Genomic DNA, 25,311 nt, shown 5'->3' with positions numbered 1-25,311 from the left:
ATGGAGAAGGCCGTAATAAATACATATCAAATGTTCGTATTAGTGGTCCTTTTTGAAATGGGCAGTTCTTTATTAGTCGGAATGGGAGCGGGAGCGGGCCAGGATGCCTGGATTGCAATTCTGATGGGCATGTCCGCAGGGTTACTTCTTTTTTTGGTTTACTATCGTTTATTTTTGTATTATCCCGATCTGCCCCTTACCAGCTTTATTCAAGAAATAGTCGGGAAATGGTTAGGGCGCTTTATTGGAATAATTTATGTAGTTTGGTTTATGTATATTGCTTCAAGGGTATTGCGTGATTTTGGAGAATTGCTAACAACGACTATTTATACAAGTACACCAATGTTCATCCTTAATACGTTAATGATATTGACCATTATTTATGCAATACATAAAGGTTTTGAAGTGATTGCCAGGGTGGGGGAGCTTTATTTTTTGGTAGTGTATTTTATGGCGATTGGTGGAATGGTTCTAATCGTTATTTCTGGTTTAATCCATTTGGAGAATTTACTGCCCATTTTTGATAAAGGCTGGAAACCGGTATTAAGGACATTTGTAAAAGAAACGCTCACATTTCCTTTTGGAGAAATGGTTGTCTTTACAATGTTTCTGCCTTTTTTGAAAGATCCAAAAAAAGTGAGAAAGGCATGCATGGGAGGAATGCTGCTAAGTGGAATTAATATTACCATAACCGCGGTGATTAATATTGCAGCGTTAGGAGGCGATCTATTTGTTCGATCAAATTTCCCGCTCCTTACGACCATTGGCAAAATTGAATTAGCCAATTTTATTGAGCGTCTGGATGTATTATTTATGCTATATCTTGTCATTGGCGGATTTTTTAAAATCGCAATTTTTTACTATGCTGCCGTGGCGGGTGCAGCAGATATCTTTCAATTTAAAGACCAGAAAAAGCTTGGCTTTCCTATTGGGTTGATTATTTTGATTGCATCTATGATGATTGCCTCCAATTTTTCAGAGCATATTATAGAAGGGCTTCAAATCGTTTCTTTCTATGTGTCATGGCCAATGCAAATTATTATCCCTTCGTTATTGCTGGTAATTGCCTTTTTTAAAAACAGGAAAAAAAATAAAAGCTCACCATGAGGTGAGCTATCTTCAACTTAGGCATTAATGGCTGATTTTTTGTGGCTCTGTCTAATTGGAAGTGTAATGTTTACAGACGTTCCCTGATTTTTTTGACTCTCAAAGCTGATTGTTCCTTTGTGAGATTGAACAATCTTAAAGCTGACTGTTAGACCTAAACCGGTTCCTTTTTCTTTTGAAGAATAGAATGGTTCGCCAATTTTTTCTAAACGTTCTTTAGAAATTCCGCAACCATTGTCTTTGATAGCTATTTTTACCTGTTCGTTTTCTGCCTTTTCCAGGATAATGGATACTTTCCCGCCATTTATGGAGGCTTCAATCGCATTTTTAATAATATTAATAAATAATTGTTTCAGCTGGTTCGGGTCGCAATCTATAAGGATTTCATTTTCCGGATAAATTGATTCAATTTGCACATTATATAAACTCGCCTCAGTGCTTAATAAGGAAATAACATCGTTCAAAAGCTTTTGAATATCTGCAGTTGTGTATTTCAACAGCTGCGGTTTGGCTAATAGTAATAATTCACCAACAATGTGGTTAATCCGATTTAATTCATCTAACATGATTTGATAATAGAATTGGTGCTTCTGATCTTCCATTTGTAAAAGCTGAACAAAACCCTTTAATGAGGTGAGCGGATTCCGTATTTCATGGGCAACACTCGCAGATAACTCGCCAACAACCGACAGTTTCTCCGTCCTTCTTAAACGTTCCTCTGTTTGTCTTAAGGCCGTCACATCTCTGCCATAGCCAATGATTCCTGTTATGTTCCCATTAATAACAATAGGGAGTGAGGTAGCTTGTATTGTTAGTGTTTTCCCATTCGCATGTGGAATTTTCAGTTCATACATAATAGGCTTACTATCATCAACTAAAGAAGAAATAAATCGGTTGAGATACCTTTTATATTTTTGGGGCAACAAAGTCCTTATATTTTTACCAATCATCTCTTCGCGTTTGAAGCCGGTTATAACATCAAAGTGAGGGTTTAGATTAGTTATGTTTCCGTCCAAGTCAAACATATATACGATATCCGGACTGTACTCAAACATTGATTTATATTGCTGCTGACTTTCGGCTAATTGTCTTGCCATATTTTTTCTTTCAGTAATATCCCGACCAATAATAACTAAACCTTCTCTGCTCCCATCAGGATGGAATAAAGGAACTTTAATGGTATCAAAGGTTCTAATGGTTCCATCTGGCACAGGAAGGACTTCTTCAATCCGGGTTATTCCTTTATTTTTCCATGCTTCCTCATCCGAAATTTCGCAATATCTGAGCGCATCTGCATAGAACTCGGTGTATTCCGCTAATTCTGAATCCTTTTTTCCCCGATAATCTACGTGTTCAAGCTGAAATAATTGTAATCCAAATTCATTGGCCTCAATCCATCTGCCTTCGCCATCCTTAAAGTTTACAAAATCAACCATAGAATTGATTAACGTCGAAAGACGCTTTTGGTCTTCTTTTGAAGCATTTAATTCTTGTGATTTCACAATTAAAAAGTAGATGAACCATCCAGTGACAAAGATGTATAGGACCTCTTTAAATCTTGCGGCAAAATTCATATAAGAAGACGGCACAAACTGATTAATTAAATAATTTGTACCGTATATCCATATAATACTTAAAATGCAATAGAGGAAAATTAGCTTTTTTTTCTCCATGAAATTCTCCAATTCCTTCAAGGAAATTATTTTCCAAGAATGTAAGAAATTATTTTCTCACATAATATAGTACAGGAAAATTAGGTATTTTGGAATATTTCTATTATGGAAATCTATTTTAAAGCAAATTCCTGTACCATTTCTATTGTTACCTTTTTATAGTCTTTTACCGAGGATCAATAAATCTCTTTCCACCCCATCCAGTTCGGCTACATTTGGAAGGTGGGCCCATCTCTCAAAACCAAAGCTGTTGAATAATTTAACACTCGGTTCATTATGGGCGAAAATAAATCCAAGCAGAGTTTTGATTTTCAGTTTTGGACAAGCATCTATTGCTTGTTGAATTAAGTATTTACCAAGTTTTTTTCCTCTAAAGTCTTGATGAATGTATATACTAACTTCAGCCGTGGCATTATAGGCGGGTCTGCCGTAAAATGATTGAAAGCTTACCCAGGCGCATATATTACTATTACTTTCAACCACCCATAAAGGACGAAAAGCAGGGGAATGATCGTCAAACCATTTCATACGGCTTTCCACACTTACTGGTTCTGTGTCAGCTGTTACCATTCTGCCGGGAATCGTAGAGTTGTAAATTTCCACAATAATCGGCAAATCGTTTATTTCTGCATCTCTGATTTTAAACTCTTCAAACATTGCAATTGTCTCTCCTGTATGTTATTTAACTTCCATTTATGTTATCGTTCATAGCTAAGAATATCAATATAATGAAAGGCCTTTTCCCAATTTTTTTAATCGAGAAAAGGCCCATTTCGTTTCCATTGCCAAGCTCTTACCAGCGGTGAGCTTTAGCATTGCTCCTTAAGATGATCGCACTTTGCGTCAATTGAGTCTCGCCGTTTACCTGTGATCTGGCAAACTTCGGTCTCGTGTTGTTGTGGCAAATTCGCTCTGAGCGTGAATCTAAATGATCTTTGTAGCTCATCAAATATCACCTCATCCTAGGATTTGAAACGGATATTCACGAAGGAATATCATATATATCATTTGTAAAAATACAATAAAATAGTCAATAAAGAGAAAAAAATTAAATTTCATATAAATTAAACTTGTATTTTCTGAAATTTCGAAATAAAATTAAATTACATACCAACCGGTAGGTATGTTCCGATTGATCATTGCATATTAATTTTAATGGTAAAAAACTAGATTCCAAGAATAAGAATGGAGTGATTATTATGCATTTGCGTCTGACAGATGAACAGAAAATGGTGCAAAAAACAATTAGAAGATTTGTAGAAAAAGAACTGATCCCACTAGAAAACGATGTCCTTAGAAATGAGCGGGAAGGCAAACCAAGTCTGCCACCAGGGAAATTAAAAGAATTACAATTGAAGGCAAAAGAGGCAGGTTTTTGGGGAATAAACACACCTGAACAATATGGCGGTGCAGATTTAGGTCAGATGATGATGGCGATTGTGTTAATGGAAGTTTCCAAGACATTTGTTCCGTTTTCATTTGGCGGTTCTGCTGATAATATTCTTTACTATGCAAATGAAGAACAAAAGAAAAAATACCTCATCCCGACAATCAATGGTGAAAAGAAGTCATGCTTTGCCATGACCGAACCAGGAGCAGGATCTGATACGCAAAACATTAAAATGACGGCTGTAAAAGATGGAAGCGAATGGGTTCTCAATGGTGAAAAGACCTTTATTACCGGCGGAAACGAAGCTGATTTCGTTATGGCAATTGCCATTACGGATAAAGAAAGACACCAAGCTACACGTGGACGTGAAGGTGTAACCTGTTTTATTGTCGACCGTGATATGGGCTGGAAATCTGAATATATACATACAATGGGAGAATGGGGTCCAGCTGGCTTGGTTTTTGATAATGTGCGCGTTCCTGAAGAAAATATTCTTGGTGAATTGCATAAAGGCTACAATCTTGGTTTAGAATGGATTGGATTTGCAAGATGGATCGTTGGTGCTAGAGCAGTAGGGGCTGCTGAACGCTTATTGCAAATGGCCATTGATTATTCCAAAGAACGAATTACCTTTGGCAAGCCGATCGCTGAGCGCCAGGCAATCCAATGGCAAATTGCTGATTCTGCCGTTGAAATTGAAGCGGCTCGCTGGCTTGTTCTAAATGCTGCCTTTACCCTTGACCAAGGAGAAGATAATCGCCATCTTGCATCTATGGCTAAATTATATGGAGCAAATATGGGGAACAGAGTGGTAGACCGAGTTCTGCAAATTCATGGCGGTATGGGTTATACAAGAGAATTGCCAATTGAACGCTGGTACCGTGAAGCAAGACTTTGGAGAATCTACGATGGAACTGATGAAATCCAGCGTATGATCATTGCCCGTAACTTGATTAAAGGTCATGCAAAAGTTGGTCAACACGTTTAATTCTTTTTTGAAAGCGTTGTCTAAAAAGAAATTTTTATTTTGGGAGGAAGAAAAATGGCTGGAAGATTCGCAGGAAGAGTAGCTTTTGTAACAGGGGGAAGCCGTGGAATCGGGAAAGGCATTGTCGAGCTTTTTGCAAGCGAAGGGGCAAAGGTTGCTATTATTGATTTAAACGAAGAGGCATTAAGTGAGACATCCAATGAATTAAGGGAAAAAGGCTATGAAGTATATACAAAGGTGGCAAACGTTGTCGATGCTGAGCAGGTAGAAGCTGCTGCAAAAGAGGTTCATGATACATTCGGCTCGATCGATATTCTTGTCAATAATGCCGGTGTTATCCGCGATAATCTGTTGTTCAAAATGACTGACTCTGATTGGCAAACGGTTATGGATGTACATTTGAAAGGATCGTTTAATGCAGCACGTGCAGCTCAGAAGTATATGGTAGAACAAAAGTATGGACGCATTATTAATATCTCTTCTACTTCAGCTCTTGGAAATCGCGGCCAAGCCAATTACGCAGCTGCTAAAGCAGGTTTGCAAGGCTTTACTAAGACCTTAGCAATTGAGCTTGGAAGATATGGAATTACTGCGAACTCTGTTGCACCTGGATTTATTGAAACCGATATGACAAAAGAAACGGCTGCAAGAATTGGCATTTCCTTTGAGCAATTAATCCAGGCAAGCGTATCGAATATTCCTGTGGGAAGAAGCGGTAAGCCTGAGGATATTGCTAATGCTGTTGCTTTCTTTGCAGATGAAAAGTCTTCATTTGTAAATGGGCAAGTCATCTATGTAGCCGGCGGACCAAAATGTTAATTAGGTGAGGTGAGGATGAATTGTTTAAAGATCAAATTGGCAAGCAATCAAACAAAGTGAAAAATGTTGTTGAAAGAGGAGCTGTTAAGAAATTTGCCGAGTCTATCGGCGATCTTCATCCGATTTATTTTGATGAAGAAGTTGGCGAACAGTCCAGATACCGCAAGAATATTGCACCGCCGACATTCCCAAGGGTTTTTGATTATGGTGTGATTGAAGGATTGAATCTTCCAAATAAAGGCTTAATTCACGGAGAACAAACCTTTCATTATGTCCGTCCTTTATTAGTGGGGGAAGAGGTTTACTGTTATTCAAAAGTAAAAAACTACTTTGAGAAAAAGGGTAACTTTGGTGAAATGGGCTTCCTCGTTCTCGAAAGCTATGGCGATGATGCAGCAGGGAATACCATTTTTAGTTCAACCTCCACGGTTGTCATTTCTGAAGCTGTTAGGAAGGTGTTGACCCGATGAGTACACTAACTGAATTACAAATTGGCGAATCGTTAAAAGAGATTCAATTAGAACCTGTTTCAAGAATGGACCTTATTAAATATTCAGGGGCTTCCGGGGATTTTAACCCGATTCATACGATTGACGATGAAGCGAGTAAGGCAGGATTGCCAGGCATCATTGCACACGGGATGTGGACGATGGGTAACCTTGCAAAGTTGTTTACCGAGTACTATGAGGAAGGCTTCATCGAAGATTATTCAATCCGTTTTAAAGGCATGGTATTTTTAAACGATGTCATTACCCTTAAAGCGGTATTGAAGGAAAAGGAAGAAAATAAACTTAGCTTTACCGTTCAAGCGGTTAACGGTCAGGGCAAGGATGTTTTAAAAGGTGAAGTAGTATATCACCAATACTAACAAGATAAACAGAATTGAAAATTTAAAAAACCCGGCATTTAATGGATTTCTTCATAATGCTGGGTTTATTTCTATCAATTATTAAAGGGTGATAGTATGTCCACAAAAATGACGTTGAGCTATAAGCCGCCAGTTTTCTCATCAATTGAAGAGGAAAGACAGCATTTAAAACAAAAATTAGCCGCCTCTTTCCGCTTATTCTCTAAATTTGGCTTCGATGAAGGGGTCGCCGGACATATTACAGCACGCGATCCTGAGCGGAAGGATCACTTCTGGGTAAATCCATTCGGGATGCATTTTAGTCAGATCAAGGCCTCCGACTTAATTCTATGTAATCATGATGGTGTGGTCGTCGAAGGAAATTATCCTGTTAATCGTGCAGCATTTGCCATCCATTCTCAAGTTCATGCGGCTCGACCTGACGTCATAGCCGCTGCTCATGCCCATTCGGTTTACGGCAAATCATGGTCTTCTCTTGGAAGACTCCTTGATCCGATTACCCAAGACGCCTGTGCATTTTATAATGATCATTCTTTATTCGATGATTTCACCGGTGTCGTTTTGGATATTGAGGAAGGCCGGCGGATTGGAAAAGCTTTAGGAAATCGAAAGGCATGTATTTTAAGAAATCATGGTCTATTGACAGTTGGAAAATCTGTAGATGAAGCGGCATGGTGGTTTATTACAATGGAACGGTCGTGCCAGGCTCAAATACTTGCAGAGTCGGTAGGATCACCAATCGTCATTGATGATGAAAATGCGGCTGTTACCTATGAAACAGTCGGAACGGATGAAGCAGGCTGGTTCCAATTCCAGCCATTATGGAACCGGATTGTGAAAGAGCAGCCGGATTTGTTGGATTAATTAAGTGATCTGAAAAGATGAAGCTGCGTCTTTTCAGATCCATACATATAATCTGGAGGATTTTCATATGAAGATAGGGGTAGCAGGCACCGGTGCCGTTGGCGGATATTTTGGAGGGCTTTTGCAAAAGGCAGGTCATGAGGTTATTTTTTTAGCACGTGGAACCACACTTGAAAGAATGCAAGAAAAAGGACTAGCGATTGAAAGTGAAGTGGAGCGATTTACTGTTGAAGGTGTCTTTACCGATCAATATGAGTCCTTTTCAGATATTGACCTGTTATTATTTTGTGTGAAATCAACAAGTACAACAGAGGTTGCAACAAAATTCCTTCCGTTTTTAAAAGAATCCTCCCTTATTATGACGTTTCAAAACGGGGTGAATAATGAAGAAATTCTTGCTGACATCTTTGGAGAAAAGCGGATTTTATCCTGCGCTACTTATATCCAGGCCATAGTGACTGAGACGGGTGCTGTGAAACAAATTGGCGTACCGCCTAGGCTTTTGATTGGGGCCTTGGATAATCGTTTATCTGAAAAGGTAAATGAAATTGCAGCTCAATTTAATGCGGCAAACATAGATACATTTACCACGAGCAATATTTTGGAGATTAAATGGAAAAAGTTACTTTGGAATGTCACCTTCAATCCAATAACTGCCTTAATTGAGTCAAAGGTGGGGGCTGTCTTTGAAAATGAAGGCTTGTATTCCTCTGCCGAAAAAATATGTAAAGAAGGAATTGCAGTTGCTAGATCATTAGGTTTTTCTATCGATGAGAATTTTTACGAAACTATTTTTGCACAAGGAAACTTGGCAAGAAATCATCATACCTCGATGCTGCAGGATAAGCTTAAAGGAAAAACACTTGAGCTTGAATCCATCGCCGGCTATATCGTAAAAAAAGGCAAGGAATTAAAGGTTGAAACGCCTGTCCTTGAAACCATCTATTATCTATTAAACTACCAGACAAATAAAGAATATATTTAAGAGATTCCATTTAGTGAGGTGATAGGTTTGTTTATAGAGCACAAACGTCCCTGGATGGATCATTACCCCGAGACGACCAATCTTTCCTTCTCAATCCCGGAAGTGAGTTTATATTCATTTTTGGAGGATACGGTAAGGAAATATGGTGACAAGACAGCGATCATTTATGAAGATGAAAGCTTGACCTATAAGCAGTTGAAAGATCAAGTAGACAAGCTTGCCGCTGCATGGCGTAACAGAGGAGCTAATAAAGGGGATAGACTTGGATTAATGGTGTCCAATCATCCATATTATGTTATCTCTTATTACGCCGCTTTGAAGCTAGGAATGATTGTAGTTCAGATTAATCCGCACTACACCCCAAGAGAACTTCTTGAAATTTTTCATGATGCTGAAATAACGTATTTGGTTACTGAACCGTCTGGTGTTGAAAAAATATCACAACTCAAAGAATCCTATAGCTTTAATGAAGTTTTTGTCACGGAAATTTCCGAAGAAAGTAAAGATTTTTACTGTGTTCGTCAGTTAATTAACAGCTTTCCACCGATGACTGAATCATGTGCTATTGATGCCCAAAATGACATTGCCGTGATTCAATACACAGGTGGAACGACTGGTAAAAAGAAGGGCGCGATGCTGACTCATTTTAATTTGACAGCTAATGTCCTTCAAAGTAAAGCGCTTTACGGAGCCAGAATGTTTTTTGGCGAAGAAACGATCTTAACTGCAACTCCCCTCTACCATGTGTATGGGATGACCAGTGGAATGAACCTATCCATTTACATTGGCGCAGCCAATGTATTGGTCAATAAGTTTGAAATGGTAAAAGTACTCTATCTCATTCAAACTTACAGACCGACGTTCTTCCCAGGTGTCCCAAAAATGTACAATGCCTTTGTGAATTATCCGAATATTGAAAATTATGATTTAACGAGCTTTAAAACCTGTACCAGTGGTTCTGCTCCTTTACCAATCGAAATCTTGAAGAAGTTTGAAGGTTTAACAGGCGTATCGATAGGTGAAGGCTATGGGTTATCTGAAACATCGCCATCGACTCACAGAAATCCACCGGATGGATTGATGAAGGTTGGAAGCATTGGAATTCCGCTGCCGAAAACAGACTGCCGCATTGTTAATGATAATGGGGAAGATCTACCGGAGAAGTCAGTAGGGGAATTATTGATAAAAGGGCCGCAGGTGATGGCAGGATACTGGCATAAGCCTGAGGAAACGAACCAGGCTCTACGTGATGGCTGGCTTTATACAGGTGACTTAGCCACGATGGATGAGGACGGATATTTTTATATAGTCGGCCGAAAAAAAGAAATGATTATTGTTGGCGGGTTTAATGTATATCCGCAGGAGGTTGAAGGAGTGCTGTACGAACACCCTGATGTCCTTGAAGCAGCAGTGGTTGGCATACCAGACAGCCAAGCGGGGGAATTAGTGAAAGCCTATATCGTGCCAAAGCAGGGCAGGGAAATAAATGAAGAGGCGTTGCGTGAGCATTGCTATCAGCTTTTAACCCGATACAAAGTGCCTAAACAATTCGAGATCATCCAAGCATTACCGCGGAATACGGTTGGAAAGGTATTAAAGCGAGTCCTCTTAGAAGAAGCAAAGAAAACGGTTTAAAGATTACATTTAGATGAACTAGGGGTGACAACAATGAACTTTGAATTAGACGAAGACATTCTGTTTATGAAAAAGAATATTAGAGATTTTATTCAAACAGAGGTTGAAGCTGTTGCAATGCAAATTGAAGAAGAAAACCATATTCCTGAACGAATCATTAATCTCTCCAAGGAACTGGGACTGTTTGGTTTAAGTATACCTGAAGAGTACGGCGGCCTTGGGATTGGCATGGTGGGTAAATGTGCTTTATATGAGGAAATCGGGCAAACACATAATGGGTATACCACACTAATTGGAGCACATACAGGAATTGGAACTGTGGGAATTGTTGAAATGGGAAATGAACAGCAAAAGAAAAAGTATCTTCCCGATATGGCAAGCGGAGAAAAACTAGGAGCATTTGCTTTAACGGAGCCGGTTGCCGGATCAAATGCTGCTAATTTAAAAACAACAGCGGTGAGACGAGGTGAAAAATACATTTTAAACGGTTTGAAGCATTACATTACAAATGCCACAGAGGCAAGTGTTTTTACGGTGATGGCCGTTACAGATCCTGATCAAGGTGCCAAGGGGATTACATCCTTTATTGTGGAAAAGAATTTTCCAGGCTTTCAGGTGGGAGCAATTGAAAAAAAGATGGGCTTAAGAGGATCGCATTCTGCAGAATTAATTTTTGAAGATTGTGAGGTTCCAGTTGAAAATGTATTGGGAGCTGAAGGCCAAGGTTATGTAAATGCGTTAAAGATATTGGCAAATGGCCGTGCTGGTTTAGCTTCACGAAATCTAGGGTCCTGTCAAAAACTATTGGATATGTCAACAAGATATGCCAAAGAACGGATCCAATTTGGCAAGCCGATTATCAAAAATCAGGCAGTCAGCCATATGCTGGCAGAGATGGCGGTTGAAATTGAAGCACTTCGCTCGTTTACCTACCGCGTCGCCTGGATGGTTGATCAAGGAATGAAGGTGATCAAAGAAGCGGCGATGCTGAAGCTTTATGGTTCTGAGGTATATAACCGTGTGGCAGATAAAGCTGTGCAAATCCATGGGGGACTAGGCTATATCGCCGATTATCCAGTAGAACGCTATTATCGCGATGCCAGGATTACAAGAATCTATGAGGGCACCTCTGAAATCCAGAAAAATATTATCGCCGCACAATTAGAAAAAGAATATAGCTAATCTATTAATCCAGGAGGGACTTTATAGTGGAAGAGATTTTTATTTTAAGTGCTGTTCGTACACCTGTCGGAAGGTATGGCGGTGCATTAAAAAGCCTTAATTCTGGACAGCTCGCCTCCATTGCCATTAAAGAGGCGATTAACAGGGCTGGGATCTCAGCCGATCAAGTTGATGAAGTAATATTGGGGGAAGTCAGGCAAACAACCGAGTCTTCGAATGTGGCCAGAGTTGCAGCATTAAGGGCAGGGGTTCCTGAAAGCGCTGCAGCGTTTACAATTAATCGCTTATGTGCTTCCGGCATGCAGGCGGTCGCATCCGGCGCGCAGCAAATTGCCTTCGGGCAGGCAGAAATCGTAGTTGCGGGCGGTACAGAAAGCTTGAGCAATGCCCCTATTTATCTAAGAAACTCCCGCTTTGGAGGGGATAATACGAAACTTGTAGATTCGAATACTGAAGCAGGTCAACAGCCCGTTGAAATCTATGGCCATGATCTTGGCATGGGCATAACCGCAGAAAATGTTGCTGAGCGATTTTCGATTTCCCGGGAGGACCAGGATGCTTTTGCGCTGGAAAGTCAATTAAGAGCTTCTGCTGCAATCAATAATAATCATTTCCAGAATGAAATCGTTTCGGTTGAGATTAAAAGCAGAAAAAGCTCATTTACCTTTACAGTTGATGAACATCCAAGACCGGAAACGTCTTTGGCAGCACTTAAAAAGCTTCGCCCTGCCTTTAAAGAAAATGGCACTGTTACGGCTGGAAATGCCTGTGGCAGAAATGATGGGGCAGCCGCATTAGTACTGACGTCAGCAAGTCATGCTGGAAAATTGGGGGTAAAGCCGCTGGCCAAAATTGTAGATTGGACCTCTGTAGGGGTTTCTCCTGAAATCATGGGCATTGGACCGGTACCGGCAGTTAGAAAGCTTCTGGAGCGCACAGGATTAACTCTTGAAGATATTGATTTAATTGAGCTGAACGAAGCTTTTGCCGCGCAAGCTTTAGCGGTTATTCGTGAATTAAATTTAGATATGGATAAGGTAAATGTTAACGGCGGCGCTATTGCCCTTGGACATCCACTTGGGGCTACAGGAGCAAAAATCATTACCACCTTAATTCATGAACTAAGACGCCGTGAGAAAAAGAGGGGAATTGCTACTCTTTGCGTCGGTGGGGGCCAGGGAATGGCATTGATGGTCGAGGTTATGTAGAAAGGAACATGGGAGTGAACAGACCAAAGACATCATCTACATTTTTTGATTATATGGGGTTTAAAAGCACGATCGCTGATAGGTTTGAATTAAATTTACCCTTGCAACCGCATTTGCTCCAGGATGATGGAGCGATTCATCCTGGTGTTTTTTCAACGATGCTTGATATCTCTATGGGTGCCACCATCTCCATAGAAACGAATTCCTTTGCTACCACGATTAATTTAAATCTTTCCTTTTTCGACCTATTGCCAAAGGAAACCTATCAGGCTGAAACAAAAATTTTGAAGCATGAAGGCAAATATGTGACGGCTGAGGGGACGATTTTCACTGAAGACGGGGTTCTAATTGCTAAGGGAATAGGTACTTTCAAGGCAACTCCGATTAAACAGAAGTAAGGAAGGGAGGGGGGAGGAAGTTGCTGATGGTGGAAAAAGAAATTTATAAAATTTTTGAAAAGAATCCATTTTTTAAGCATATCGGATTTGAGATTGTAAGCGGAAATAAAGATGAAATTTTACTCAAGCTGGCAGTAAAAAAAGAATTATTAAACACAAATAATTCTCTGCATGGCGGAGTACATGCCTCTATGCTTGACATGGTTCAATCCATTCAACTGCGCACAATTTATCAAACATCTATATCAACTGTGAATTTGGATGTGCATTATTTTGCTCCCGTAAATACCGGAGATCTTTTTGCCAGTGCAAAAATACTCCAGCAAAGTTATAAATTAGCCACGATTGAATCGGAAATAATTGATGAAAATAATCAACTTATTGCAAAAGGCACAGGTGTCTATAAGATAGTTCGACAGTCGTAATAAAAAAATTTTTCAAAAAATACTAGATTAATATAAGAATATCTGTATTAATACATGAAAAACGGGCTCTTTTGGCTAAATAAATATGTTTCTACTATATCAATGAGAAATTTGTCGAAAAGCAGTGTGTTGAATATTCTAAAAATTATGGATATATTAAATTTAGTAACATACCAACTAGTTAGTATGTTAAAAGGAGTGTTAATGATGAATTTCACTTATTCTGAAAAAGTGCAAGAGTTACAAAAAAAGCTTAATGACTTCATGGAAGAATATATTTATCCAAATGAAAAGATATATCATGAGCAAATTGATAAAAATGCTCCATTTTCAAAGGTTCCTCCCATCATGGAAGAGTTGAAGGAAAAAGCAAAACAGCAAGGATTATGGAACTTGTTCTTACCAGAAAGTGAATATGGTGCAGGATTAACGAATTTGGAATATGCTCCGCTTTGTGAAATTATGGGCCGATCCAGCATCGCACCTGAAGTATTTAACTGTGCAGCACCAGACACAGGAAATATGGAAGTCCTTGTTCGATATGGAAAGGAAGAGCATAAAGAGCAATGGCTTAAACCGTTATTAAACGGCGAGATTCGTTCCTGTTTCTCGATGACAGAACCAGATGTGGCTTCCTCTGATGCGACCAACATCCAGTCAAGTATTATCAGGGACGGCGATGAATATGTCATCAATGGAACAAAATGGTGGTCATCAGGTGCCGGAGACCCACGTTGTAAGATAGCGATTGTCATGGGTAAAAACGATCCAACTGCTCCAACTCACGAACAACAATCTATGATTCTAGTACCACTTGACACTCCGGGGGTAACGATTAAACGGATTTTGCCAGTTTTCGGTTATGACCATGCCCCGCACGGTCATGCGGAAATTGAATATAACAATGTTCGGGTGCCTGCTTCCAATATGCTCTGGGATGAAGGGAAGGGCTTCGCCATTGCTCAAGGTCGACTCGGTCCAGGAAGAATTCACCACTGTATGAGAACCATCGGAGCTGCAGAACGTGCACTTGAAGAACTTTGTAAGCGTGTTCAATCGAGGACAGCTTTCGGTAAAAAGCTTTCCGAGCAAGGTGTCATTCAGGAATGGATTGCCGAGGCAAGAATTGATATTGAGCAGGCGAGATTACTGACACTTAAAGCGGCATACATGATGGATACAGTGGGGAATAAAGAAGCGAAAGCAGAAATTGCCATGATTAAAGTAGTGGCTCCAAATATGGCATTAAAGGTAATCGATCGCGCCATTCAGGCATTTGGTGCAGCAGGGGTCAGTGAGGATACACCGCTGGCAGCCAGTTGGGCGAATATCCGAACTTTGAGATTAGCGGATGGCCCGGATGAGGTTCACAAGCGAGCGATTGCAAGATACGAATTGAAAAAATACCGTTAATGGTTTTAATAGGAGGAAGGATCATGCATGTTCAAAAGCTGTTTGATTTAACAGGAAAAGTGGCAATAGTTACTGGAGGCGGCAGAGGTCTAGGCCAGCAAATCGCTGAGGGCTTTGCGGAAGCGGGAGCAAATGTTGTTGTTTGTTCAAGAAAGCTTGAGGCCTGTGAAGAAGTGGCTGAAGGGCTTAGAAAGCTGGGGGTTGAAAGCTTTGCTTTAAAATGTGATGTTTCCAATCCTGAAGATGTAAAAAACGTCGTAGAACAAACAGTGGAGAGGTTCGGACGAATTGACATTCTCGTTAATAATAGTGGAGCTTCTTGGGGAGCTCCTGTTGAAGAAATGCCGCTTGAAGCCTGGCAAAAGGTTATGAATGTTAACGTAACCGGAACCTTCTTAATGTCCCAGGCAGTCGGAAAGGTCATGATCGAGCAAAAAGCTGGAAAAATCATTAACATTGCTTCCGTTGCAGGCTTACAGGGAAGCAATCCAAAATATATGAATGCCATTGGCTATAACTCTAGTAAAGGGGCAGTCATAACCTTTACAAAAGATCTGGCAGTTAAATGGGGTCCACATGGTATCTACGTTAATGCCATTGCACCGGGGTTCTTCCCAACGAAAATGTCTAAAGGGCTGCTTGACCAAGGCGGTGAGGCCATCCTTGAAGGTACACCATTAAGAAAGTTTGGCACTGATACTGATTTAAAAGGGGTTGCGCTATTTTTAGCAGCGCCAGCATCAGATTTTGTTACTGGTGATATTGTGGTGGTAGACGGCGGCGCTCATGCTATGTAAGAGACAGTAGGAAAAATTTGACTAAGGGAGTCGATATATTTGAAAAGAGATGCTGTTATCGTTTCAGCTGTTCGAACAGCGATCGGCAGGCAGGGCGGTGCCCTAGCAGGCGTTCCTGCACATGTGTTGGGTGCAGAAGTGATCAAAGAAGCTGTAAAAAGAGCGAAAATTAAGCCTGAAATGATTGATGATGTTATTTTTGGCAATGTTCTGTCGGGTGGAGGAAATATTGCTAGATTATCAGTCATCCAAACAGGATTATCGATTGATATTCCAGGGGTGACCGTTGACCGTCAATGCGGATCTGGTATTAATGCTATTAATCTGGCAGCCCAAGCGATTAAAGCAGGTGATGGAGATATCTTTGTGGCTGGCGGGACTGAAAGCATGAGCCGTGCCCCATATTTGATGGCACGTCCGGAAAAACCATATCATGCCGAACCTCCAAGTTTTATTAAATTACAGGTATCAACTGAAGAGGCCGGTAATCCGCCAATGGGAATAACTGCAGAAAATCTGGCGGAAAAATACCAGATTTCAAGAGAAGAACAAGACCAATTTTCGCTTCAAAGTCAACAGCGGATGGCAGCAGCAATGAAAGAGGGTCGTTTTGACGAACAAATTGTCCCGATCGCAATCCCGGTAAAAAAAGGTGAACCTGTGATCTTTAATACCGATGAACACCCAAGACCGCAAACGACTATCGAGGCATTGGAAAGGCTTCAGCCAGCCTTCTTGAAAGGTGGAACTGTTACAGCTGGAAGCAGCTCAGGTTTAAATGATGCCGCATCCGCCCTTGTTATCATGTCGAGGGAAAAAGCGGAAGAATTAAATCTCACTCCGTTAGCTGTTATTCGCCAATATGCCGTAGCGGGTGTAGATCCGAATATCATGGGAATTGGACCTGTTCCGGCGGTTAGAAAAGTGCTGGAAAAATCAGGCCTTTCACTTGAACAAATGGATCTAATTGAAATTAATGAGGCTTTCGCTGCTCAAGTGTTGGCTTGTAATCGTGAACTTGAAATGGATCTCGCAAAAGTAAATGTTAACGGGGGAGCGATTGCCCACGGACATCCGTTAGGAGCAACTGGTGCCATCCTGGCAACAAAAGCTGTATACGAGTTACATCGCTCGGAAGGAAAATATGCTTTGATTACCGCTTGTATTGGCGGCGGTCAAGGAATCGCTACGATCATTGAACGCGAATAATATCAAACTAAACATTAGGAAAAGGAGGCAGCTTGTTGCCTCCCCTTCCCTCCACCTAGATTAATAGTCGAAAGGAACAACCTATGAAGCAAAGAATTATGGAAACAGGTATCCATTTATTTCACCAAAATGGTTTTAAATCCACTTCTGTGCAGGATATTGTTCAAGAAATGGGTGTTACGAAGGGAACCTTTTACTATTATTTTAGCAGTAAAGAAGAACTATTGAAGGATATTCACTTATCGTATATTGAAGAGATTGTGAAACAGCAGGAAGTCATTTTAAAAAACAATTCCTATGATTTTACGAAAAAACTTTATGAGATTATCTTTATGCTCATAAACAATATACAATCTAAAGGCCCTAGTGCCCGGATTTTTACAAGGGAAAATAGGCATTTAAATGAAAAACATGTAGAAGAGATAAAAGAAAAACGAGCTCAATTCCGAAGAAATACGCAGAAATTGGTTGAAGAAGGAATTAATCAAGGCGTAATCAAAAAGGAATTCCGAGCAGATATCTTAACATTGGGGATTCTTGGAATGACGAATTGGAGCTATTATTGGTTCAATCCTGACGGCGAAGTCCCAGTTGAAAAAGTGGTTGAGATTTTTCTAGATATGGTCCTTAACGGAATATCAAATAAGGAGATAGTGTCAAACTCCATTTAACATTCTAATGAAAAGGAGAGCTGCACCATGTTAACTCTTCATCACAAATATTGGCCAAAACTTGCGAAATCTTTGAAGGTTCCTTCTACTTCGCTTTATGACAACCTTCAAGTAAGTGCACGTCGTTATCCAGAACAAGATGCTATATATTATTACGGAAACAAACTTACATATCAGGAACTGGATGCTGAGGTCAATGCCTTAGCAGGGTATTTAGAGCACAAGTTAGGAGTCCGTACAGGTGACAAGGTTTTGCTGTTCATGCAAAATTCGCCGCAATTCATTATTGGCTATTATGCAATTATTAGGGCGAATGCCGTTGTAGTGCCGATCAATCCAATGCTGGTTGCCAATGAACTAGAATTTTATATCCGGGATTGTGGAATTAAAACGGCAATAGCTGGACAAGAACTATACGACCGAGTCCAGCCTCTATTAAGCAGAACTTCCCTTGAGAATTTATTAATTGCTGCTTATTCCGATTATAAAGGGGAAGATTTTCAAGGAGTATTGCCGACTGAGGTTGAATTGCCAAGAGCAACCTTCACTGAAGCTAACCATTACCATTGGTGTGATGCCATTCAGGCAAATCTAACTCCATCTGAACACACATCTAAGGGTGATGACTTGGCCGTCCTTCCTTATACATCTGGTACAACAGGGCTGCCAAAGGGTTGTATGCATACGAACAAGACAGTACAGGCTAACACGGTTGGCTGTTATCATTGGTCACAGTCAACACCAAATGCGATTCATCTCATGACGCTTCCTCTTTTCCATGTCACCGGAATGGTGCATAGCATGCATATGCCAATATACAGTGGCAGCACCATTGTGATAATGACGAGATGGAACCGGGATACTGCTGTCGATTTAATTAAGAAATTAGGATGTACCCATTGGGTTACAATTGCGACAATGATTGTCGATTTCTTAGCGAATCCTAAATTAACAGCGGAGGATATTTCCACGTTAACCTCTATTTCTGGAGGGGGCGCTGCACTGCCAGAGGCAGTTGGTGAAAAATTATATAAACTATCGGGATTACGATTTGTGGAAGGCTATGGACTTTCAGAAACAATTGCCCAAACCCATTTCAATCCGGCAGAACGACCTAAAATGCAATGCCTTGGTATTCCATCCTTTGATGTGGATGCTAAAATCATCGATCCTGCATCAGGAAAAGAACTGGGTGTCGGTGAAGTTGGAGAAATCATCGTCAATGGTCCGCAGGTAATGGTAGGTTACTATAACCGTGATGATGAAAATAGAAGTTCATTTATCGATTTAGACGGGAAAAAGTTTTTCAGAACAGGTGATATTGGCCGGTATGATGAAGAAGGTTATTTCTTCATTGTCGATCGTGTGAAACGGATGATCAATGCATCTGGATTTAAGGTTTGGCCAACAGAAGTGGAATCTTATCTTTATAAACACCCAGCAATCCATCAGGCCTGTGTGGTAGGCGTTCCTGATCCAAGAAGAGGAGAAACCGTCAAAGCATTTGTCATTTTAAATGAAGGCTTTGAAGGGAAAGTAACTGAAGAAGAAATCATTGAATGGTCAAAAGAAAATATGGCCGCGTATAAATACCCAAGATACATTGAATTCAGAAAGCAGTTCCCAATGACATCAAGCGGAAAGATTTTATGGCGTACTCTGCAGGATGAGGAAAAAGCAAAAGCGGAAAATACAGTTCAATAATATCAAACGGTGAGCTTCAAATGGAGGGCCAACCGGATGGAATATTTTGTGGACGAGCTGTGTTTCAACCAAAAAGGGGGAGAGCAATGGAGATTTTAATTCAGCAGTTATTTAATGGTCTGACCATTGGAAGTGTATATGCCCTGGTAGCATTAGGATTAACGTTAGTTTATGGTATTCTGCACATTCCAAATTTCGCTCATGGTGCATTATACATGATGGGCGGGTATGTAACCTTAACCATGATGACTAAATTTGGACTTCATTACTGGATTGCGATATTCGTTTCAATAATTGTGGTAGGTCTCATCGGGGTATTAATGGAACGGTTAGTTTTTCACCCGCTTAGAGAGGCACCGCCAATCCATGATAAGATTGCTGCCATTGGTATTCTCTTATTCTTGGAGGCATTCGCTCAAAAATTTTGGGGTGCTGATTACCAGTCAATGCCAACCCCATATGAAAGTGTTGTACAAATCTTTGGTTTAACGATTACTATGCAAAGGCTGTTAATTGTTATCGCTGCAATTGTCGTAATGATCTTGTTATATCTATTCCTAAAAAAGACCTATACCGGTTCAACGATCATTGCCATGTCCCAAAATCGTGAAGGGGCAAACTTAGTTGGGGTAAATACGAACAAGGTTGCCATGTTAACTTTTATGATTTCAGGGGGCCTTGCTGCGATCGCTTCGTCATTATCGGCACCTATTAATCTAGTATTCCCAGGGATGGGACAGCTCGTCATTTTAAAAGCATTTGTAATCATCATCCTTGGCGGAATGGGAAGTATCCCAGGCGCGATTGTAGGAGGCTATATTTTAGGATTTAGTGAAAGTTTAGGTGCAACCTATATCTCTAATGATTATAAGGACATCATTGCCTTTATCCTCCTTGTTATTATCTTAACAGTGAAGCCGACTGGACTGTTTTCAAAGGGGGGCCATTAATGTCAACGATCTTAAATAAAAAAATCGTCATTCCTGTTTTAGTTTTACTTGCCGTTTTCTTTCCTTTAATGACTCAAAATAATACGTATATTATTCACGTCATGACCTTGTCCTTCATCTGGATGATTGGGGTTTATGGTCTCAATTTACTAGCTGGTTATACGGGATACCTTTCCTTGGCACATGCCGGATTCTTTGCCATCGGTGCGTATTCACTTGGAATTTTAACTGTTAAAGCACAAATGAATTTCTGGATGGCTTTTTTGTTAGCCCTAGTTATTACAAGTATCTTAGGTCTTATCGTCGGCGTAATTGCCTTACGGACAAAAGAGCATTTCTTCGCCATTTATACATTGTGCTTAGGTTATATTCTTTATCTAGTGATTGATAAATGGGAGAGCCTGACAGAAGGCGTCCGCGGATTAATTGGGATTCCGGCCCCAGCCAATATTGGACCAATCAAATTTGATAACGAACTATCAAATTATTATCTTGTTTTAGTGTTCTTACTCCTAGTCGTTCTAGTTATGTATCGAATTATTCACTCTTTATCAGGAAGAACCTATATTGCGATTCGTAATAGTGAGGATCTTGCGCAAACCATCGGAATTTCAACGATGAAAAACAAATTAACCGTATTTGTTCTTTCTACGTTCTTTGCTGGTCTCTCTGGTGCTTTGTATGCTTCATTTGTACGCTTTATTGGACCTGACATTGGTGCTATTCAAATTACGTTTGATTTATTAACCTATTTACTAGTAGGAGGGATTGGAACATTAAGCGGTCCTATTGTCGGGACGCTGCTCATCGTTTGGCTATCCCAATTTTTACAAGATTTACAGGATCAACGGATGCTCATATTTGGACCTGTATTAACTTTATTGGTTATTTTTTACCCTCGTGGTATCGTCGGAGGAGTTTCTAGTCTTTTCCAAATGATCAGGTCAAAAGGCAGTCAGAAATCAGCACCTGTGTCTAAGCGACGAACTGCCAAAGAAATGGTTATTGAAAAAAATACAATCTCAGATAAACAAGTGAAGGAGGGATAGGCGTGATCTTTTTAGAAACAAAAAATCTGACGAAGAGGTTCGGTGGTAATACAGCCGTTAATAATGTCGACTTTACGATTGAACAAGGGAAAATTAATGCGATTATCGGTCCTAATGGTGCTGGGAAATCTACCTTTTTTAACTTGATCAGCGGATTCCATCAACCGACTTCCGGACAGGTTATTTATAAAGGAGTGGACATTACCACCATGCCATCCAATAAAATAGCTGAACTTGGAGTCGCTAGGACCTTTCAAACTACTAATCTTTTTGAACAATCAACCGTTTTAGATAATGTTATCGTCGGTCATAGATTAAGAACGAAATCTACCCTGGTGGATGCAATTTTTAGAACGCCTAGATTGAAGAGGGAAGAGGCACAATGCCGTGACAAAGCAATGGAAGTGTTAGAATTCGTTGGTTTGAAAAACATCGCTGGTAACATTGTTGGCAGCTTAACTCAAGAGGAGAAGAAGCGGACGGCATTTGCGCTAGCGCTAGCGACCGATCCGGAAATTGTTTTCCTAGATGAACCGGCTGCTGGTGTGAACCCTGATGAAACCGAAGGCTTAGCGGAATTAATGCAAAAGATGGTGTCAAAAGGGATTACGGTCTGTTTAATCGAGCACAAAATGCAAATGATTATGAGAATAGCAGACAAAATTATGGTCTTGAACTATGGTGAAAAAATTGCCGAGGGCAGGCCAGCGGAAATCCGTAATAACGAAACGGTTATTAAAGCATATTTGGGAGGGAGCGCCATTGCTTAACCTTAATAATGTCTCTGTCAAATATGGAAGCTTTACAGCCGTCCATGACATTAATATTGAAGTAAATGCTGGGGAAATCGTTGTCCTATTAGGCGCAAACGGGGCTGGAAAGAGTACAACTTTCAGAACTATAAGCGGATTAAGCAAGCCAGCAGTAGGCGAAGTTCTCTTTGAAGGGGAAAAAATCAATAGGAAGTCAGCTGATCAAATTGTCCAATTAGGAATTGGTCAATGCCCTGAAGGACGTAAACTGTTCCCTGCAATGTCTGTTGAAGAGAATCTTAATATGGGTGCCTATGTACATCGTAAGAAGAAAGCGCAAATCAAGCAATCTCTTGAACATGTATATGAATTATTCCCAATTTTAAAGGATAAGCGCCATGACGCTGCGGGTTCTCTAAGCGGCGGTCAGCAACAAATGGTTGCCATCGGCCGAGCATTGATGTCCAAACCAAAGTTAATGCTCCTGGATGAACCATCCATTGGCCTTGCTCCATTAATCGTTGAGCAAATGTTTGAAGTCATTCAGAAAATTAATAAAGAAGGAACCACCATCCTGTTAGCTGAACAAAATGCCAACGCTGCATTAAAAATTGCTGACAAAGGCTATGTTTTTGAAAACGGCTCCATTGTCCTAAAAGGTACTTCATCCGAATTGTTTGCTAATGATGAGGTCAGAAAAGCCTATATTGGGGCTTAAAGTCTAACATTGCCTTTAAGGGGGTGATGAAGGGACCATTCATCACAGTCAGAATCTGGAAAATTAAATTATTACTAGGGGGAAGACCAATGAAAAGAATGAAGTCTTTATTAATGATGTGTTTTATCTTCGTTATGATTTTCAGTTTGGCTGCATGTAATAGTACAAGCGATAAAACGTCTAGCAAGCCAGCATCAAATGGCGGCGGCAGTAAGTCAGATAAAGTCGGAACAGTCAACATTGGTTACACTGGGCCATTAAGCGGACCTGCAGCATTTTACGGTAAGCGTACCCTAAACGGTATTTCGATGGCAGCTGAGGAAATTAACAACGCTGGCGGATTTGAAGTTGGCGGGAAAAAGTACAAATTAAATATCGTCTCTTTGGACGATAAATACTTACCGAATGAAGCAGGAGCCAATGCGAAAAGGCTAATGCAGGAAAACAAAACGCCAATTATTTTTACCCCGCATAGCGGCGGCGTATTTGCACTACAAGTATTTAACCAACAGGATAAATTCATTATTGGAGCTTACACAAGTGAACCGAAAGTTTCTGATGTTGGCAACAAACTAACTGTCCGAATTCCTCCTCGTTATGATGGCTATCTAAAGCCGTTTACTGATTATGCAATGGACAAGTTCGGAAAGAAAATTGCTTTCCTTCCAACTGCATCTCAATATGGCAAGGACTGGTCTGCAAAGCTTAAACCATATTGGGAAAAACAAGGTGGAAAAGTGGTTTACAATTCTTCTATTGACTTTGCAAAAGAAACTGATTTCTTTACAATCGTTACAAATGCTCTTAAAGAAAAGCCGGATGTATTATTTATTGGTGGTGCATCTGAACCAACAGCAAAAGTGGCAAAACAAGCAAGAGAGCTTGGATTTAAGGGTGGTTTTATCATTATGGACCAGGCTAAATTAGATGAAATGAAAAAGATTACTGGCGGCTATGATGCACTTAACGGAGCAATTGGTGTAATGCCATTAGTTGATTCTGATGAGGCTGCTGTTCCTGAATATGTAAAGAATTATAAAGCTAAATATAATGAAGATCCTGGCTCTGAAGCAGGCTTAAATTACATTGGTATGTATGCATTCGTTGAAGCTATGAAGGCTGCGGGTTCCGTTGACGATGTTGAAAAAATCCGTGCCAATATGCAAAAGGGTCTTGATAACTTGCCAGATAAAGCAAAGGTTTACAATATTCCTAAAATTGGCGAGGATGGCGGTTTCGAATCAGAGTTAGTAGTTGCTGCAGTTGAAAACGGTAAAATCGTGCCAATTAAAGTGAAATAATTTCTAAAAATAAAAGAATAATAGCCAATTTAAAAAAGCTTTTCCCCCTTGTAGAAATTACGATAATGTTTCAGCCGTGATTGTACACAAGGGGGATTTATTATTTTTTGAAAAAAATAAAAAATTTTCATATTTTGGTAGAAGTTAATCATATTATATGATTGCTAGCAATATAGTTTTGATAGCAGATGGGATAAACCTCCTGCGTATTGTGGTGGTAGAATAATATTTTTGGAAGGGAGGGACAATGGAATGGTTAAAATAGTCCCCCTTGAATTAGAAACCCACTTTGCTGAAGGTACAGTAAATGCCTTTTTAGCGATTGGTGAAACCGTTACGTTAATCGATACAGGAAATCCCGGTAAAGAGTCCTTTCAGAAGCTTAAATCAAAATTACATAATTATGGAGTTACTTTAAAAGATATTGATCAAATTGTGCTTACCCATATCCATATAGACCACGCAGGAGCTATTCCACATATTCAAGAAGAAATAGATATACCTATTCTTGTCCATGAGCAGGCGAAGGGTTCGATTAATGCTGGTTTTAATGAGTTTGAGAAAGTCCAGCAGTTTTTTAATAAATTTATAGAAAGCTGTGGGGCAGATCCCTTCGAACACATCATTCAACGCCGCTTCAAAGAGGAAAAGTGGCGAAATGTTTCCTTCCTAAATGAAGGGAATGAAATTCATTTAGGTGGACATAGGTTTGAACTAGTACATGTTCCCGGTCATAGCCAATGTGACATATTACTCTGGAATCCCGAAACAGGGGATGCGCTTGCCGGTGACCATCTTATAAAGGCCTTTTCTGTAAACGCTTTTATCGAACCACCTAATTCTGGGGAGAATGTCAGGCCAAAGCCGCTCCTTCAGTACCGTCACTCTCTCGAAAAAGTAAGCCGGCTGCCACTAACGATGATTTACCCAGGTCACGGAGAGGCATTTTCTGAACATTTATCGTTGATAAAAACAAGATTGCAAGAACAGGAAAAACGTTGTGACCAGATCATACAAATTCTTCGCAGCGGAGAAAAAACAATATTTGAGATTTGTTCTGAAATGTATCCACGATTACATGGCAGAACTGTGTTTTTAGGATTATCACAAATTCAAGGTCATTTAGATTTGCTTGAGGAAAGACAACTTGTCCGCTATGAACATAAGGGTTCGATTGTCGTCTGTCACGCAATATAAGATGGGGA

Annotated in this window: 26 protein-coding genes; 23 read left to right on the top strand and 3 right to left on the bottom strand. The window is 40.2% G+C overall.

Annotated elements, in window-relative coordinates:
• A complete protein-coding gene (locus LC455_RS01540; protein ID WP_223587803.1) occupies positions 1-1,107 on the top strand; it encodes a GerAB/ArcD/ProY family transporter in 1,107 nt (368 codons plus the stop codon).
• A gap of 17 nt (positions 1,108-1,124) precedes the next feature.
• On the opposite strand, the gene LC455_RS01535 is transcribed toward LC455_RS01540, so the two are convergent.
• From LC455_RS01535 to LC455_RS01525, 3 genes are all read right to left on the bottom strand, one after another.
• A complete protein-coding gene (locus tag LC455_RS01535) occupies positions 1,125-2,780 on the bottom strand; it encodes a PAS domain S-box protein (protein WP_223587802.1) in 1,656 nt (551 codons plus the stop codon).
• 156 nt (positions 2,781-2,936) lie between these two features.
• A complete protein-coding gene (locus tag LC455_RS01530) occupies positions 2,937-3,437 on the bottom strand; it encodes a GNAT family N-acetyltransferase (protein ID WP_223587801.1) in 501 nt (166 codons plus the stop codon).
• Between the two features lie 136 nt (positions 3,438-3,573).
• Positions 3,574-3,726 carry a YpzG family protein gene (locus tag LC455_RS01525; RefSeq protein WP_223587800.1) on the bottom strand — a complete coding sequence of 51 codons (153 nt, stop codon included), beginning with the start codon at positions 3,724-3,726 and terminating at the stop codon, positions 3,574-3,576.
• Between the two features lie 253 nt (positions 3,727-3,979).
• On the opposite strand from LC455_RS01525, the gene LC455_RS01520 reads away from it, so the two are divergent.
• The 22 genes from LC455_RS01520 (at position 3,980) to LC455_RS01415 (ending at position 25,303) form a co-directional block, all read left to right on the top strand.
• The gene (locus LC455_RS01520) at positions 3,980-5,158 is read left to right on the top strand and encodes an acyl-CoA dehydrogenase family protein (RefSeq protein WP_223587799.1); all 1,179 of its coding nucleotides are present in this window, start codon (positions 3,980-3,982) and stop codon (positions 5,156-5,158) included.
• Positions 5,159-5,212: 54 nt separating this feature from the next.
• Entirely contained in the window at positions 5,213-5,977 is a 765-nt protein-coding gene (locus LC455_RS01515; protein ID WP_223587798.1) for a beta-ketoacyl-ACP reductase, read from the top strand.
• Between the two features lie 20 nt (positions 5,978-5,997).
• A complete protein-coding gene (locus LC455_RS01510) occupies positions 5,998-6,447 on the top strand; it encodes a MaoC family dehydratase N-terminal domain-containing protein (protein ID WP_223587797.1) in 450 nt (149 codons plus the stop codon).
• Positions 6,444-6,845, top strand: coding sequence for a MaoC/PaaZ C-terminal domain-containing protein (locus LC455_RS01505; protein WP_223587796.1), 402 nt, complete (start codon positions 6,444-6,446; stop codon positions 6,843-6,845). Before LC455_RS01510 ends, LC455_RS01505 begins: the two co-directional genes overlap by 4 nt.
• 96 nt (positions 6,846-6,941) lie before the next feature.
• Complete coding sequence (locus LC455_RS01500; protein WP_223587795.1) at positions 6,942-7,709, top strand: class II aldolase/adducin family protein; 768 nt, start codon at positions 6,942-6,944, stop codon at positions 7,707-7,709.
• Positions 7,710-7,776: 67 nt separating this feature from the next.
• Positions 7,777-8,694, top strand: coding sequence for a ketopantoate reductase family protein (locus tag LC455_RS01495; protein WP_223587794.1), 918 nt, complete (start codon positions 7,777-7,779; stop codon positions 8,692-8,694).
• Positions 8,695-8,721: 27 nt separating this feature from the next.
• On the top strand, positions 8,722-10,329 hold the full coding sequence (locus tag LC455_RS01490; RefSeq protein WP_223587793.1) for a long-chain-fatty-acid--CoA ligase: 1,608 nt from the start codon (positions 8,722-8,724) through the stop codon (positions 10,327-10,329).
• Between the two features lie 33 nt (positions 10,330-10,362).
• On the top strand, positions 10,363-11,511 hold the full coding sequence (locus LC455_RS01485) for an acyl-CoA dehydrogenase family protein (RefSeq protein WP_223587792.1): 1,149 nt from the start codon (positions 10,363-10,365) through the stop codon (positions 11,509-11,511).
• 26 nt (positions 11,512-11,537) lie between these two features.
• On the top strand, positions 11,538-12,719 hold the full coding sequence (locus tag LC455_RS01480) for a thiolase family protein (RefSeq protein ID WP_223587791.1): 1,182 nt from the start codon (positions 11,538-11,540) through the stop codon (positions 12,717-12,719).
• A 14-nt stretch (positions 12,720-12,733) separates the two neighbouring features.
• Positions 12,734-13,117, top strand: a complete 384-nt coding sequence (locus LC455_RS01475; RefSeq protein ID WP_223587790.1) for a PaaI family thioesterase — start codon at positions 12,734-12,736, stop codon at positions 13,115-13,117.
• Positions 13,118-13,143: 26 nt separating this feature from the next.
• Complete coding sequence (locus tag LC455_RS01470) at positions 13,144-13,542, top strand: PaaI family thioesterase (protein WP_223587789.1); 399 nt, start codon at positions 13,144-13,146, stop codon at positions 13,540-13,542.
• 207 nt (positions 13,543-13,749) lie between these two features.
• Positions 13,750-14,955 (top strand): acyl-CoA dehydrogenase, encoded by a 1,206-nt coding sequence (locus LC455_RS01465; protein WP_223588652.1) that lies wholly within the window; start codon positions 13,750-13,752, stop codon positions 14,953-14,955.
• Positions 14,956-14,978: 23 nt separating this feature from the next.
• Positions 14,979-15,752: an SDR family oxidoreductase gene (locus tag LC455_RS01460; RefSeq protein WP_223587788.1), complete on the top strand. Its 774-nt coding sequence runs from the start codon at positions 14,979-14,981 to the stop codon at positions 15,750-15,752.
• 39 nt (positions 15,753-15,791) lie between these two features.
• The gene (locus tag LC455_RS01455) at positions 15,792-16,961 is read left to right on the top strand and encodes a thiolase family protein (protein ID WP_223587787.1); all 1,170 of its coding nucleotides are present in this window, start codon (positions 15,792-15,794) and stop codon (positions 16,959-16,961) included.
• Between the two features lie 83 nt (positions 16,962-17,044).
• On the top strand, positions 17,045-17,632 hold the full coding sequence (locus LC455_RS01450) for a TetR/AcrR family transcriptional regulator (protein ID WP_223587786.1): 588 nt from the start codon (positions 17,045-17,047) through the stop codon (positions 17,630-17,632).
• Positions 17,633-17,659: 27 nt separating this feature from the next.
• Positions 17,660-19,336: a long-chain fatty acid--CoA ligase gene (locus LC455_RS01445; RefSeq protein WP_223587785.1), complete on the top strand. Its 1,677-nt coding sequence runs from the start codon at positions 17,660-17,662 to the stop codon at positions 19,334-19,336.
• An 86-nt stretch (positions 19,337-19,422) separates the two neighbouring features.
• Complete coding sequence (locus LC455_RS01440) at positions 19,423-20,286, top strand: branched-chain amino acid ABC transporter permease (protein WP_223587784.1); 864 nt, start codon at positions 19,423-19,425, stop codon at positions 20,284-20,286.
• On the top strand, positions 20,286-21,335 hold the full coding sequence (locus LC455_RS01435; RefSeq protein WP_223587783.1) for a branched-chain amino acid ABC transporter permease: 1,050 nt from the start codon (positions 20,286-20,288) through the stop codon (positions 21,333-21,335). The genes LC455_RS01440 and LC455_RS01435 overlap by 1 nt, the downstream gene beginning before the upstream one ends.
• 5 nt (positions 21,336-21,340) lie before the next feature.
• Positions 21,341-22,105, top strand: a complete 765-nt coding sequence (locus LC455_RS01430) for an ABC transporter ATP-binding protein (RefSeq protein WP_223588651.1) — start codon at positions 21,341-21,343, stop codon at positions 22,103-22,105.
• A complete protein-coding gene (locus LC455_RS01425; RefSeq protein WP_223587782.1) occupies positions 22,098-22,805 on the top strand; it encodes an ABC transporter ATP-binding protein in 708 nt (235 codons plus the stop codon). Before LC455_RS01430 ends, LC455_RS01425 begins: the two co-directional genes overlap by 8 nt.
• 89 nt (positions 22,806-22,894) lie before the next feature.
• A complete protein-coding gene (locus LC455_RS01420) occupies positions 22,895-24,106 on the top strand; it encodes an ABC transporter substrate-binding protein (RefSeq protein ID WP_223587781.1) in 1,212 nt (403 codons plus the stop codon).
• Between the two features lie 252 nt (positions 24,107-24,358).
• On the top strand, positions 24,359-25,303 hold the full coding sequence (locus LC455_RS01415; protein WP_223587780.1) for an MBL fold metallo-hydrolase: 945 nt from the start codon (positions 24,359-24,361) through the stop codon (positions 25,301-25,303).
• Positions 25,304-25,311 lie beyond the last annotated feature (8 nt).

Source organism: Neobacillus bataviensis, from assembly GCF_019969725.1.
The sequence above is the reverse complement of the archived record's forward strand: the minus strand, read 5'-3'. Positions and strand labels throughout refer to the sequence as shown.